The 13,442-nt window shown below is 61.4% G+C and carries 11 protein-coding genes; 9 read left to right on the top strand and 2 right to left on the bottom strand.

Annotated elements, in window-relative coordinates:
- Positions 1-12 precede the first annotated feature (12 nt).
- On the bottom strand, positions 13-723 hold the full coding sequence (locus tag AO064_RS24815) for a tellurite resistance TerB family protein (RefSeq protein WP_064054932.1): 711 nt from the start codon (positions 721-723) through the stop codon (positions 13-15).
- A gap of 168 nt (positions 724-891) precedes the next feature.
- Between AO064_RS24815 and AO064_RS24810 the strand changes: the two genes are divergently transcribed.
- The 9 genes from AO064_RS24810 (at position 892) to AO064_RS24770 (ending at position 13,007) form a co-directional block, all read left to right on the top strand.
- Complete coding sequence (locus tag AO064_RS24810; protein ID WP_012722545.1) at positions 892-1,803, top strand: LysR family transcriptional regulator; 912 nt, start codon at positions 892-894, stop codon at positions 1,801-1,803.
- A 133-nt stretch (positions 1,804-1,936) separates the two neighbouring features.
- Positions 1,937-3,394 carry a gamma-aminobutyraldehyde dehydrogenase gene (locus AO064_RS24805; RefSeq protein ID WP_012722544.1) on the top strand — a complete coding sequence of 486 codons (1,458 nt, stop codon included), beginning with the start codon at positions 1,937-1,939 and terminating at the stop codon, positions 3,392-3,394.
- Between the two features lie 73 nt (positions 3,395-3,467).
- The gene (gene ydcS, locus AO064_RS24800) at positions 3,468-4,619 is read left to right on the top strand and encodes a putative ABC transporter substrate-binding protein YdcS (protein WP_064054931.1); all 1,152 of its coding nucleotides are present in this window, start codon (positions 3,468-3,470) and stop codon (positions 4,617-4,619) included.
- 138 nt (positions 4,620-4,757) lie between these two features.
- Positions 4,758-5,792 (top strand): ABC transporter ATP-binding protein, encoded by a 1,035-nt coding sequence (locus tag AO064_RS24795; protein WP_064054930.1) that lies wholly within the window; start codon positions 4,758-4,760, stop codon positions 5,790-5,792.
- Position 5,793: 1 nt separating this feature from the next.
- Positions 5,794-6,723, top strand: a complete 930-nt coding sequence (locus tag AO064_RS24790) for an ABC transporter permease (protein WP_012722541.1) — start codon at positions 5,794-5,796, stop codon at positions 6,721-6,723.
- Complete coding sequence (locus tag AO064_RS24785; protein ID WP_012722540.1) at positions 6,713-7,522, top strand: ABC transporter permease; 810 nt, start codon at positions 6,713-6,715, stop codon at positions 7,520-7,522. The genes AO064_RS24790 and AO064_RS24785 overlap by 11 nt, the downstream gene beginning before the upstream one ends.
- A 107-nt stretch (positions 7,523-7,629) precedes the next feature.
- The gene (locus tag AO064_RS24780) at positions 7,630-9,054 is read left to right on the top strand and encodes a gamma-aminobutyraldehyde dehydrogenase (protein WP_064054929.1); all 1,425 of its coding nucleotides are present in this window, start codon (positions 7,630-7,632) and stop codon (positions 9,052-9,054) included.
- Positions 9,055-9,154: 100 nt separating this feature from the next.
- Positions 9,155-11,017 carry an NAD(P)-binding protein gene (locus tag AO064_RS24775; protein ID WP_064054928.1) on the top strand — a complete coding sequence of 621 codons (1,863 nt, stop codon included), beginning with the start codon at positions 9,155-9,157 and terminating at the stop codon, positions 11,015-11,017.
- 364 nt (positions 11,018-11,381) lie between these two features.
- The gene (locus tag AO064_RS24770; protein WP_012722537.1) at positions 11,382-13,007 is read left to right on the top strand and encodes a glucan biosynthesis protein D; all 1,626 of its coding nucleotides are present in this window, start codon (positions 11,382-11,384) and stop codon (positions 13,005-13,007) included.
- A gap of 53 nt (positions 13,008-13,060) precedes the next feature.
- On the opposite strand, the gene AO064_RS24765 is transcribed toward AO064_RS24770, so the two are convergent.
- Complete coding sequence (locus tag AO064_RS24765; protein WP_012722536.1) at positions 13,061-13,246, bottom strand: hypothetical protein; 186 nt, start codon at positions 13,244-13,246, stop codon at positions 13,061-13,063.
- Positions 13,247-13,442 lie beyond the last annotated feature (196 nt).

Genomic DNA, 13,442 nt, shown 5'->3' with positions numbered 1-13,442 from the left:
TGGGGACGGTCATCACTCTGTCGCCTGACGAACCTGTTTTTCCAGCTCCTGCTTCAAATCAGGCTCAAGTTTCAGTTGGCGTGCCAGCTCATCCAGGTACGCTTTCTCCATAAAATTCTCCTCATCCACCAGCATCACACTGGCGATGTACATCTCAGCCGCCATCTCCGGGGTACTGGCCGCCCGTGCTACATCGGCCGGGTCCAGGGGCTTGTTCAGTTCCGCGTGCAGCCAGCTTTGCAGCTCGCGGTCGTTATCCAGCTTGGTGAACTCGCCTTCGATCAGCTCGCGTTCGCGCGCATCCACATGGCCGTCGGCCTTGGCGGCGGCGACCAGCGCCTTGAGAATGCCCTGGCTGTGTTGCTCGACCTGGGCCGGTGGCAGGCGGTCGATGGTCTGCGGTTCGCCCTGCGGCGCATTGGCTTGATTGGCCTGCCAGTTGCCATAGGCTTTATAGGCAATCACCCCCAAGGCCGCCAAGCCGCCGTAAGTCAGGGCCTTGCCGCCAAATTTGCGCGCCTTCTTGTTGCCCATCAGCAAGCCCATGGCGCCGGCCGCCAGGGCGCCGCCACCCGCTCCACCGAGCAAACTCCCCAGCCCGCCGCCGCCCAGCAAACCGCCGAGCGCGCCTTTGTCATCCTGCTTGCGTTGGCCGCCAGCCTTGTTTTGCAACATGTCCTGGCCAGACTTGAGCAGTTGATCGAGCAATCCACGGGTATTCATTCGTAGCCTCCAGACACTTGGGTTCATAGGACCAATAGGCCCCCAGCGTAAAACTAAGTGCCAAAAAGCCTCGATCTAGATTGCTTCCAGATGTAACGCGGGCGCCCTTCGCAAAAACCGATATACACTCGAGTGAATCTATAAAAACACCTCACTGGTAATTCCAGCATGATGACCCTGCGTCAAATCCGGCACTTTATCGCCGTGGCCGAGACCGGCTCGATCTCCGCCGCCGCGCAGACCGCGTTTATTTCCCAGTCGACACTGACCCTGGCCATCCAGCAACTGGAACAGGAAATCGGCGTCAACCTGTTCAACCGGCATGCCAAGGGCATGACCCTCACCCACCAGGGCCATCAATTCCTGCGCCAGGCGCACCTGATCCTCGCCACCGTCGATAACGCCAAGCGCAGCCTGCAACAGAGCACCGACCAAGTGGCGGGCCAGTTGATCATCGGCGTGACCAGCCTGGTGGCCGGTTATTATCTGGCCGATCTGCTGACGCGCTTCCAACGCGCCTACCCCAACGTGGAAATCCGCGTGATGGAGGACGAACGCCCGTATATCGAGCATTTACTGGTCAGCGGCGAGATCGACGTTGGCGTGCTGATCCTCTCCAATCTCGAGGACCGCCACGCGCTGCAGACCGAAGTGTTGACCCACTCGCCCCACCGTTTGTGGCTGCCGGCGCAACACCCATTGCTGGAACACGACAGCATCAACCTGGCCGATGTGGCGCGTGAGCCGTTGATCCAGCTGAATGTCGATGAAATGGGCCACAACGCCCAACGCCTATGGGCTGGAGCCGGGTTACAACCTCGGGTGACCTTGCGCACCGCGTCGACCGAAGCGGTGCGAAGCCTGGTGGCGGCGGGTCTCGGCGTGTCGATTCAGCCGGACATGACCTACCGGCCCTGGTCCCTGGAAGGCGACATTATTGAAGCACGGCCGATTGCCGACCTCAGCCAGACCCTCGACGTGGGCCTGGCCTGGCGCCGTGGCACCGCGCGTCCGGCGCTGGTCGACCCCTTCCTGACCGTGGCCCGCGAACAGCCGCACCCGCGCAAGCCATCTATTTAATCGAATGCTGCATTCAGTATTTAGTATTTGTTGACCTCGCGCCTGGCCTCTACTCTCAGCTAATCCATATAGAGAATGCCGGGCGCCTTGTAAGAGAACGCCCATGGCCACACAAGAAAAGAGATCGCGAAAAATGTCCGGCGCGCCCACCCCGCTGCTCACTGCGTTGCTGATCGACGGCGAACTGGTCCAGGGCCAGGGTTTTGCCGAGCCGATCCTCAACCCGGCCACCGGTGAAGTGCTCACCCAGATCGCCGAAGCCAGTACCGAGCAGGTCGAAAGCGCAATCCTCGCCGCCCACCGAGCCTTTGCCGGTTGGTCACGGACCACGCCGCAGCAACGCTCGAACATCCTGCTGGGCATCGCCGACGCCATCGAAAAACAAGCCGACTACCTGGCCCGCCTGGAATCACTGAATTGCGGCAAGCCGTTGCACCTGGCGCGCCAGGATGACTTGAGCGCCACCGTCGATGTGTTCCGCTTCTTCGCCGGGGCCGTGCGCTGCCAGACCGGGCAACTGAGCGGCGAGTACCTGCCGGGCTACACCAGCATGGTGCGCCGCGATCCAATTGGTGTGGTGGCCTCCATCGCGCCGTGGAATTACCCGCTGATGATGGCCGCGTGGAAGATCGCCCCGGCCCTGGCTGCCGGTAATACCTTGGTATTCAAGCCGTCGGAACACACGCCGCTGTCGATCCTGGCCCTCGCCCCGGTGCTTAAAGATCTGCTGCCGCGCGGCGTGATCAACATTCTGTGTGGCGGCGGCGAAGGGGTTGGCAGCCATCTGGTCAGCCACCCCAAGGTGCGCATGGTGTCGCTGACCGGCGATATCGTCACCGGGCAGAAGATCCTGCAGGCTGCCGCCAAAACCCTTAAACGCACGCACTTGGAACTCGGCGGCAAAGCCCCCGTGATCGTATGCAACGATGCCGACCTGCAAGCCGTGGTCGAGGGCGTGCGCGCCTATGGTTACTACAACGCCGGCCAGGATTGCACCGCCGCGTGCCGCATCTACGCCCAGGCCGGAATCCACGACAAACTGGTCGCCGAACTGGGCGCGGCCGTGAGCAGCCTGCGCTTTGCCGGCAAACGCGATGCCGATAACGAACTCGGCCCGCTGATCAGTACGCGCCAGCGCGACCGCGTCGCCAGTTTTGTCGAGCGTGCCCTCGGCCAGCCGCATATCGAACGCATCACCGGCGCCGCCGTGCATTCCGGTGCGGGTTTCTATTACCAACCTACCCTGCTCGCCGGCTGCAAACAGAACGACGAAATCGTGCAGCGCGAAGTATTCGGCCCGGTCGTCACGGTGACGCGCTTCGACGAGTTGGAACAGGCGGTGGACTGGGCCAACGACTCCGAATACGGCCTGGCCTCGTCGGTGTGGACCCAGAACCTCGACAAGGCCATGCAAGTGGCCGCACGCCTGCAATACGGCTGCACCTGGATCAACAGCCATTTCATGCTGGTCAGCGAAATGCCCCACGGCGGCTTGAAGCGCTCGGGGTACGGGAAAGACCTGTCCAGCGATTCGCTGCAGGACTACAGCGTGGTACGGCACATCATGGCGCGCCACGGCCAACATCTTTAAAACAACAACTAAGCTCTTGCGTTACCGGTTGCACACAACTGCCCCGACCATAATTAAAGAAGAGGGAACCCCCATGTCTGCGCACAAGACCGCACTGCTCAGTGCCCTGACCACAGCGCTGCTGGCCAGCGCCAGCCTCCAGGCCGCCGAACCGCTTAAAGCCGTTGGCGCGGGTGAAGGCCAGTTGGATATCGTCGCGTGGCCCGGCTATATAGAACGTGGCGAAAGCGACAAGGCCTACGACTGGGTCAGCGGTTTCGAGAAGGAAACCGGCTGCAAGGTGAATGTGAAAACCGCCGCCACCTCGGACGAAATGGTCAGCCTGATGGCCAAGGGCGGGTATGACCTGGTCACCGCGTCGGGCGATGCATCGCTACGCCTGATCGTCGGCAAGCGCGTGCAGCCGATCAACACCGCGCTGATCCCCAATTGGAAGAACATCGACCCGCGCCTGAAGGATGCGCCGTGGTACGTGGTCGGCCAGCAAACCTACGGCACCCCATACCAGTGGGGCCCGAACGTGTTGATGTACAACACCAACGTGTTCAAGACCGCGCCCACCAGCTGGGACGTGCTGTTCAACGCGCAGAACCTGCCGGACGGCAAGCCGAACAAAGGCCGCGTGCAGGCGTATGACGGGCCGATCTACATCGCCGACGCGGCGCTGTACCTTAAGTCGACCAAGCCGGAACTGGGCATTCAAAGCCCATACGAACTGACCGAAACCCAGTACAAGGCCGTGCTCGATCTGTTGCGCGCCCAGCAACCGCTGATCCACCGCTACTGGCACGACACCACCGTGCAAATGAGTGACTTCAAGAACGAAGGCGTGGTGGCCTCCAGCGCTTGGCCGTATCAGGTCAACGGCCTGCAGAACGAGAAGCAGCCGATTGCTTCGACGATTCCGAAGGAAGGCGCCACCGGCTGGGCCGACACCACGATGTTGCACACCGAGGCCAAGCACCCGAACTGCGCCTACAAGTGGATGGACTGGTCGCTGCAGCCGAAGGTCCAGGGCGATGTCGCCGCCTGGTTCGGTTCGTTGCCGGCCGTGCCTGCGGCCTGCAAGGAAAGTGAACTGCTCGGCGCCGAGGGTTGCAAGACCAATGGTTTCGACCAGTTCGAAAAAATCGCCTTCTGGAAAACCCCGCAAGCTGAAGGCGGCAAGTTCGTGCCGTACAGCCGCTGGACCCAGGATTACATCGCGATCATGGGCGGCAGGTAAGGCCTTCCAAACGACCTAGGTCCCCTGTGGGAGAGGGCAACCCCCCTCCCACATTGACCGCACTCATAGATGTTTTGTTTTTTCAGAAGTCCAGGCCGGGCCGCTGCGACGACCCGCGCCTTTTCGGAGCACCGCACCATGACGCTTGCAGTCCAATTCACCCACGTTTCCCGTCAGTTCGGCGAAGTGAAAGCCGTTGACCGGGTTTCCATCGATATCCAGGACGGCGAGTTCTTTTCCATGCTCGGCCCTTCCGGCTCAGGCAAGACCACCTGCCTGCGCCTGATCGCCGGGTTCGAGCAGCCGAGCGCAGGCTCGATCCGCATTCATGGCGAGGAAGCCGCCGGCTTGCCGCCGTATCAGCGTGATGTAAACACCGTGTTCCAGGATTACGCGCTGTTCCCCCATATGAATGTGCGCGACAACGTCGCCTACGGCCTCAAGGTCAAGGGCGTCGGCAAGGCCGAACGCCTGAACCGTGCCGAGGAAGCCCTGGCCATGGTCGCGCTCGGCGGCTACGGCAACCGCAAGCCGGTGCAGCTCTCCGGCGGCCAACGCCAACGGGTGGCCCTGGCTCGCGCCCTGGTCAATCGTCCGCGGGTATTGCTGCTGGATGAACCACTGGGTGCCCTTGACCTCAAGTTGCGCGAACAGATGCAAAGCGAGCTGAAGAAGCTGCAGCGCCAGCTGGGCATCACGTTTATCTTCGTGACCCACGACCAGACCGAAGCCCTGTCGATGTCCGACCGTGTGGCGGTGTTCAACAAAGGTCGCATCGAGCAAGTCGACACCCCGCGCAACCTCTACATGAAACCGGCCACCGCGTTCGTCGCCGAGTTTGTCGGCACCTCCAACGTGATTCGCGGCGAGCTGGCCCAGCGCCTCAGCGGCAGCGCGCAGCCGTTCTCGATCCGCCCGGAACACGTGCGCTTTGCCGACGGCCCGCTGGGCGCCGGCGAGGTGGAAATCAGCGGTCTGCTCCACGATATTCAATATCAGGGCAGCGCCACCCGCTATGAACTGAAGCTGGAAAACGGCCAGGCGTTGAACATCAGCCAGGCCAACAATCAGTGGCTGGACATCAGCAGCGGCCATCAGGTCGGCCAGTCCATCACCGCCCGTTGGGCGCGGGAAGCCATGACCCCGCTGACCGACAGCACAGGCGAGGTGTGACATGAGCCTGGCCCTTTCCCACCCGCCGATGCGCAGGTTTTCCAACCTGCTGTACCGCAAGCCCAACCTCTACCTGGCGATGCTGCTGGTGCCGCCGCTGATCTGGTTCGGTGCCATCTACCTCGGCTCGCTGCTGACCCTGCTGTGGCAAGGTTTCTATACCTTCGACGACTTCACCATGGCGGTCACGCCGGACCTGACCCTGGCCAACTTCGCCGCGCTGTTCCAGCCGTCAAACTTCGACATCATCGTGCGCACCTTGAGCATGGCGATTGTGGTGTCAATCGCCAGCGCCATCGTCGCCTTCCCCATCGCCTACTACATGGCGCGCTACACCACGGGCAAGACCAAGGCGTTCTTCTATATCGCGGTGATGATGCCGATGTGGGCCAGCTACATCGTCAAGGCCTATGCCTGGACCTTGCTGCTGGCCAAGGGCGGCGTGGCGCAGTGGTTCGTGCAACACCTGGGGCTGGAGCCGGTGTTGCAGTTCGTGCTGGGCATTCCCGGCGTGGGCGGCAGCACCTTGAGCACCTCGCACCTGGGGCGGTTCATGGTGTTCGTCTATATCTGGCTGCCGTTCATGATCCTGCCGATCCAGGCCTCCCTGGAACGCTTGCCGCCCTCGTTGCTGCAAGCCTCGGCGGATTTGGGCGCCAAGCCACGCCAGACCTTTATGCAGGTGATTCTGCCGCTGTCGGTGCCGGGGATTGCCGCCGGTTCGATCTTCACATTCTCGCTGACCCTGGGCGATTTCATCGTGCCGCAACTGGTCGGCCCGCCGGGTTACTTTGTCGGCGGCATGGTCTACGCGCAGCAAGGCGCCATCGGCAATATGCCCATGGCCGCGGCGTTCACCCTGGTGCCGATCGTGCTGATCGCGGTTTACCTGTCCATCGTCAAACGCCTGGGGGCCTTCGATGCACTCTGAAAAATCGTCTATGGGTCTGAAGATCGCAGCGTGGGGTGGACTGGTTTTTCTCCATTTCCCGATCCTGATCATCTTCCTCTACGCCTTCAACACCGAAGAAGCCGCGTTCAGCTTTCCGCCCCAGGGCTTCACCCTGAAGTGGTTCAGCGTGGCCTTCGCCCGGCCGGACGTGCTGGAAGCGATCAAGCTGTCGTTGCAGATTGCGGCCATCGCCACCCTGATCGCGATGGTGCTCGGCACCCTGGCCTCGGCTGCGCTGTATCGCCGCGAGTTCTTCGGCAAGCAAGGCGTGTCGTTGATGCTGATCCTGCCGATTGCTCTGCCGGGGATCATCACCGGTATCGCGCTGCTGGCGACCTTCAAGACACTGGGCATTGAGCCTGGGATGTTCACCATCATCGTCGGCCACGCGACCTTCTGCGTGGTGATCGTCTACAACAACGTCATCGCGCGCTTGCGCCGCACGTCCCACAGCCTGATCGAAGCTTCGATGGACCTGGGCGCCGACGGCTGGCAGACCTTCCGCTACATCATCATGCCCAACCTGGGCTCGGCGCTGCTGGCCGGCGGCATGCTCGCCTTTGCGCTGTCGTTCGACGAAATCATCGTCACCACCTTCACCGCCGGCCACGAGCGCACCTTGCCGCTGTGGCTGCTCAACCAGTTAAGCCGCCCACGGGATGTGCCGGTGACCAACGTGGTGGCGATGCTGGTGATGTTGGTGACGATGTTCCCGATTCTCGGTGCCTATTACCTGACGCGCGGCGGTGAAAGCGTGGCCGGTAGTGGCGGTAAATAACGTTGCCATTGAAGGAACACGGTTCAAAGGTGGGAGAGGGCTTGCCCCTCCCACATTTAGAGCCAGTGTATTCAAGGAAATAACAATAGTTTGTGGAGAGCTGAACCATGCAAACCAAATTACTGATCAACGGCCAACTGATCGAAGGCGAAGGCCCGGCCCAAGCCGTATTCAACCCGGCCCTCGGCCGCGTACTGGTAGAAATCAAGGAAGCCAGCGAAGCCCAGGTGGACGCCGCCGTGCGCGCCGCCGATGCGGCGTTCGAAGGTTGGTCGCAAACCGCGCCCAAGGATCGCTCGCTGCTGCTGCTGAAATTGGCAGACGCGATCGAAGCCCACGGTGAAGAGTTGGCCAAGCTGGAGTCGGACAACTGCGGCAAGCCCTACAGCGCCGCGCTCAACGATGAAATCCCGGCGATTGCCGACGTGTTCCGCTTCTTTGCCGGCGCCAGCCGTTGCATGAGCGGTTCGGCGGGCGGTGAGTATTTGCCCGGCCACACCTCAATGATCCGCCGCGACCCGGTGGGCGTGATCGCGTCCATCGCACCGTGGAATTACCCGTTGATGATGGTCGCCTGGAAAATCGCCCCGGCCCTGGCCGCCGGTAATACCGTGGTGCTCAAGCCGTCGGAACAAACCCCGCTGACCGCGCTGCGGATGGTCGAACTGGCGGCGGATATCTTCCCGGCTGGCGTGCTCAACCTGGTGTTCGGCCGTGGGCCGACGGTGGGCAACCCGCTGGTGACTCATCCTAAAGTGCGCATGGTGTCGCTGACCGGCTCCATCGCCACCGGCGCGAATATCATCTCCAGCACCGCCGACAGCGTGAAACGCATGCACATGGAACTGGGCGGCAAGGCGCCGGTGATCATCTTCAACGACGCGGATATCGACGCGGCCGTGGAAGGCATTCGCACTTTCGGCTTCTACAACGCCGGCCAGGATTGCACCGCTGCATGCCGGATTTACGCGCAAGCGCAGATCTACGATGCGTTTGTCGAGAAGCTCGGCGCAGCGGTCGCCAGCATCAAATATGGCTTGCAGGATGATCCGGCCACCGAGTTGGGCCCTTTGATTACCGCGCAACATCGCGACCGTGTCGCCGGGTTTGTCGAGCGCGCCGTGGCACAGTCGCACATTCGCCTGGTCACCGGCGGCAAAGCGGTGGAAGGTAATGGCTACTTCTTTGAACCGACCGTGTTGGCCGACGCTCAGCAGGACGACGAGATCGTGCGCCGTGAGGTGTTCGGCCCGGTGGTATCGGTGACCAAATTCACCGATGAAGCGCAGGTGCTGGGCTGGGCCAATGATTCGGACTACGGCCTGGCGTCATCCGTGTGGACCGCCGACGTAGGACGCGCCCATCGCTTGGCCGCGCGCCTGCAGTACGGCTGCACCTGGGTGAACACCCACTTCATGCTCGTCAGCGAAATGCCCCACGGCGGTCAGAAACTGTCGGGGTATGGCAAGGATATGTCCATGTACGGGTTAGAGGACTACACCACCGTTCGCCATGTGATGTTCAAGCACTGACGAGGAGCGAGCTTACTGTGGCGAGGGCGCTTGCTCCCTCGCCATAACAATGCGCTCCGACAACGCCGCTCTCATAACAATAAAATTCAGGTTCTCCCCCATGGATATCACCCGCCGCGACTTCCTCAACGGCGTCGCTGTCACTATTGCCGCCGGTATGACCCCGCTGCAAATCCTGCACGCCGCCCCCGACGGCCGCTACTACCCACCCGCCCTCACCGGCTTGCGCGGCAGCCATGTCGGTTCGTTCGAAGTGGCGCACCAGATGGGTTGGGAGAAGAAGGTGTTCGACACCGATAAGCTGCCGATCACCGAGGACTATGACCTGGTGGTCGTCGGCGGCGGCTTGAGCGGTTTGTCGGCGGCGTGGTTCTACCGTGAGAAGCACCCCAAGGCGAAGATCCTGATCCTGGAAAACCACGACGACTTCGGCGGCCATGCCAAGCGCAATGAGTTCCAGGCCGGTGGCCGCATGCTCATCGGCTACGGCGGCAGCGAGGCGTTCCAGTCGCCCAACCACCTGTACAGCAAGGAAGTGAACGGGCTGTTGAAGAAACTCGGGGTAAACATCAAGCGCTTCGAAACCGCCTTTGATCGCCAGTTCTACCCAAGCCTTGGGCTGTCGCGCGGGGTGTTTTTCGACCAGGAAAACTTCGGCGAAGACAAACTGGTGACCGGCGACCCGACGCCGATGGTCGCCGATGACATCGCGCCGGACCAACTGAATGCGCGGGCCATCAGCGATTTCATCAATGACTTCCCATTGCCGCCGGCAGACCGCCAGGCCCTGATCGCCCTGCACACGGCGCCCAAGGACTACCTGCCGGGCAAGTCTGCCGAAGAAAAGGCCGACTACCTGGCGGCCACCAGCTACCGCGATTTCCTGCTCAAGAACGTAGGGTTGTCGGAAGGTGCAGTGAAGTATTTCCAGAGCCGTACCAATGACTTCATGGCCCTGAGCATCGATGCAGTCGCCTCGTCCGATGCCTACAGCGTGGGTTTCCCGGGCTTTGCCGGGATGAACCTGGCGCCTATCAGCGAAGAAGCGGCGGCGGAAATGGAAGAGCCCTACATCTACCACTTCCCGGATGGCAATGCGTCGGTGGCGCGGTTGCTGGTGCGCAGCCTGATCCCAGGCGTGGCGCCGGGGCACACCATGGACGATATCGTGCTGGCGGCGTTTGACTACGCCAAGCTCGACCAGCCCAAGGCGGCCGTGCGGTTGCGGCTGAACAGCACGGCGGTCAGCGTGCGTAACGTCGGCGATGGCGTGCACATCGGCTACAGCCGTGGCGGACAACTCGCACAGATACGCGGCAAACGCTGCATCCTGGCCTGCTACAACATGATGATTCCGTATCTGTTGAAGGATTTACCGGCGCCGCAAGCCCACGCGCTGAGCCAGAACGTGAAGTACCCGCTGGTGTACACCAAGGTGGTGATCCGCAACTGGCAGTCGTTCCAGACACTCGGCGTGCATGAGATTTATGCGGCGACCCAGCCTTACAGCCGGATCAAGCTGGACTACCCGGTGAGCATGGGCGGCTACGACCACCCGCGTGACCCGACGCAGCCGATTGGCTTGCACATGGTCTACGTGCCCACCAGTCCCAACAGCGGCATGAGCTCCCGCGACCAGGCCCGTGCCGGGCGGGGCAAGTTGTATGGCCAGACGTTCGAACAGTTGGAAGCGCAGTTGCGTGATCAGTTGCAGCGCATGCTGGGGCCGGGAGGGTTCAACCATGAGACCGATATTCTGGCGATCACTGTCAACCGCTGGTCACATGGGTATGCGAGCTTCTCTAACAGTCTGTTTGATGACGCCGATGAAAGCGAAGCGTGGATGAACCTGGCGCGCAAGCCGGTGGGGCACGTGAGCATCGCCAACTCGGACGCGGCGTGGAGTGCGTATGCGCATGCAGCGATTGATGAGGCTTACCGCGCAGTGGGTGAAGTGAGCTGAACTGAGGACTTGTAGTGAGCGGGCTTGCCCCGCGCTGGGCAGCGAAGCGGCCCTAACCGGGTCACCGCATGCCTTCAGGTATTTCGCGGCGCCTGGATTTGGGGCTGCTTCGCTGCCCAGCGCGGGGCAAGCCCGCTCACTACAGGGCTGCCTGACAATTGCAAAGGTCTTGTGGAAATGTCTTGTCGCATTTGCAATGCCATCACCCCGCTATCAATCAATTTTCCTACGTCATCGAACCGCTTAAGCTATCCGGCGTCTGTTTAATGTCCGTTGCGTTTGGCCGAAGGCATGTCCGAACCGTAATTTCTGATCCAGCACGTGCCAGGAACGGCGCGGGATTTGCTCACGACAGGTTGTCTCTATGCACCGCAGGAATTTGCTCAAAGCGTCCATGGCCATTGCGGCTTACACCGGTTTATCCGCCAGCGGCCTGCTCGCCGCCCAGGCCTGGGCCGGGAACCGTGCCGCCGATGGCAAGGCCGTGGCGTTCGATTTCGAGTCGCTCAAGGCCCAGGCCAAACAACTCGCCGGAACCGCTTACAAAGACACCCGACAGGTGCTGCCGCCGACCCTGGCGACCATGACCCCGCAGAATTTCAATGCCATCGGCTACGACGGCAACCATTCGCTGTGGAAGGAATTGAACGGCCAACTCGACGTGCAATTCTTCCACGTCGGCATGGGGTTCAAGACGCCGGTGCGCATGCACAGCGTCGACCCCAAGACCCGTGAAGCGCGTGAGGTGCATTTCCGCCCTTCGCTGTTCAATTATGAAAAAACCACGGTCGACACTAAGCAACTGACCGGCGATCTCGGTTTCTCCGGCTTCAAGCTGTTCAAGGCACCCGAACTGGACCGGCATGACGTGCTGTCATTCCTCGGCGCCAGTTACTTCCGTGCGGTGGATTCAACCGGCCAGTACGGCCTGTCGGCCCGTGGCCTGGCCATCGACACTTACGCGAAAAAACGCGAAGAATTCCCCGACTTCACACAGTTCTGGTTTGAAACCCCGGACAAGAACGCCACTCGCTTCGTGGTCTACGCCCTGCTCGACTCGCCCAGCGCGACCGGCGCCTATCGCTTCGACATCGATTGCCAGGCCAACCAGGTGGTGATGGCCATCGACGCCCATATCAATGCGCGCACCACCATCGAACAACTGGGCATCGCGCCGATGACCAGCATGTTCAGCTGCGGCACCCACGAGCGCCGCATGTGCGACACCATCCACCCGCAAATCCACGACTCGGACCGCCTGGCGATGTGGCGCGGTAACGGCGAGTGGATCTGCCGTCCGCTGAATAACCCGGCCAAGCTGCAATTCAACGCGTTTGCCGATACAGACCCGAAAGGCTTCGGCCTGGTGCAGACCGACCATGAGTTCGCCAGCTACCAGGACACGGTGGACTGGTACAGCAAGCGCCCGAGCCTGTGGGTCGAACCGACCACCGCATGGGGCGAAGGCTCGATCGACCTGTTGGAAATTCCTACCACCGGCGAGACCCTCGATAACATCGTGGCCTTCTGGACCCCGAAAAAACCCGTGGCGGCCGGCGATTCGCTGAACTACGGCTACAAGCTGTACTGGAGCGCGCTGCCACCGGTGAGCACGCCGCTGGCACAGGTCGATGCCACCCGTTCCGGCATGGGCGGCTTTACCGAAGGCTGGGCACCGGGTGAGCACTACCCGGAAGTCTGGGCCCGCCGATTTGCCGTGGACTTCAAGGGGGGCGGCCTGGATCGCCTGCCAGCGGGCACCGGGATCGAGCCGGTGGTGACCTGTTCCCACGGCGAAGTGAAGGACTTCAGCGTGCTGGTACTCGACAACATCAAGGGCTACCGCATCCTGTTTGACTGGTACCCGACCAGCGACAGCGTGGAACCGGTGGAACTGCGCCTGTTTATCCGCACGCAAGACCGCACCTTGAGTGAAACCTGGCTGTATCAGTATTTCCCGCCGGCACCCGAGGCGCGTAAATACACATGATGCCAACTGTGGGAGCGGCGCACCGCCGCTCCCACAGGGCTCAAAGGCAGGCATCAGAACCGCGACACACTCTTCATCGCCCCAATCAGATACCGCATTGCCACCTGATCGTTCTCGGTCAGGGCGCGGTACTGCGCCAGCAATTCCACTTCATCCGAACTCAACCTTCGCCCCCGTAAAGACACCCTGCGCGTCAGAAAACACACCACCACACCCGCTACACCATAGGACTTGGCCATGGACTGCTTCTCCTGATATCCATCAAAAACTCCTGTTGCCCATTACCCGCCTCCCATGAAGCGCAATGCCTCAGTGAGCAAACCGACTGACTTCCTGGGCCAGGAGTCAGCTTTACCCTAAGCGTAGAAACGATCTCGAAATTTGTGGGATTTTTTTAGAGTATTCACTTAAAAAAGTATCGTGGTAACAAAGACC

This window comes from Pseudomonas marginalis, from assembly GCF_001645105.1.
Classification (GTDB): domain Bacteria; phylum Pseudomonadota; class Gammaproteobacteria; order Pseudomonadales; family Pseudomonadaceae; genus Aquipseudomonas; species Aquipseudomonas petroselini.
This window is presented reverse-complemented; position numbering and strand designations above follow the sequence as displayed.

What these genes read in the sequence shown, in the direction of transcription:
- AO064_RS24815 (WP_064054932.1), bottom strand. Translation starts at nt 723, where the DNA reads ATGAATACCCGTGGATTGCTCGATCAACTGCTCAAGTCTGGCCAGGAC.
- AO064_RS24810 (WP_012722545.1), top strand. Translation starts at nt 892, where the DNA reads ATGATGACCCTGCGTCAAATCCGGCACTTTATCGCCGTGGCCGAGACC.
- AO064_RS24805 (WP_012722544.1), top strand. Translation starts at nt 1,937, where the DNA reads ATGTCCGGCGCGCCCACCCCGCTGCTCACTGCGTTGCTGATCGACGGC.
- ydcS (WP_064054931.1), top strand. Translation starts at nt 3,468, where the DNA reads ATGTCTGCGCACAAGACCGCACTGCTCAGTGCCCTGACCACAGCGCTG.
- AO064_RS24795 (WP_064054930.1), top strand. Translation starts at nt 4,758, where the DNA reads ATGACGCTTGCAGTCCAATTCACCCACGTTTCCCGTCAGTTCGGCGAA.
- AO064_RS24790 (WP_012722541.1), top strand. Translation starts at nt 5,794, where the DNA reads ATGAGCCTGGCCCTTTCCCACCCGCCGATGCGCAGGTTTTCCAACCTG.
- AO064_RS24785 (WP_012722540.1), top strand. Translation starts at nt 6,713, where the DNA reads ATGCACTCTGAAAAATCGTCTATGGGTCTGAAGATCGCAGCGTGGGGT.
- AO064_RS24780 (WP_064054929.1), top strand. Translation starts at nt 7,630, where the DNA reads ATGCAAACCAAATTACTGATCAACGGCCAACTGATCGAAGGCGAAGGC.
- AO064_RS24775 (WP_064054928.1), top strand. Translation starts at nt 9,155, where the DNA reads ATGGATATCACCCGCCGCGACTTCCTCAACGGCGTCGCTGTCACTATT.
- AO064_RS24770 (WP_012722537.1), top strand. Translation starts at nt 11,382, where the DNA reads ATGCACCGCAGGAATTTGCTCAAAGCGTCCATGGCCATTGCGGCTTAC.
- AO064_RS24765 (WP_012722536.1), bottom strand. Translation starts at nt 13,246, where the DNA reads ATGGCCAAGTCCTATGGTGTAGCGGGTGTGGTGGTGTGTTTTCTGACG.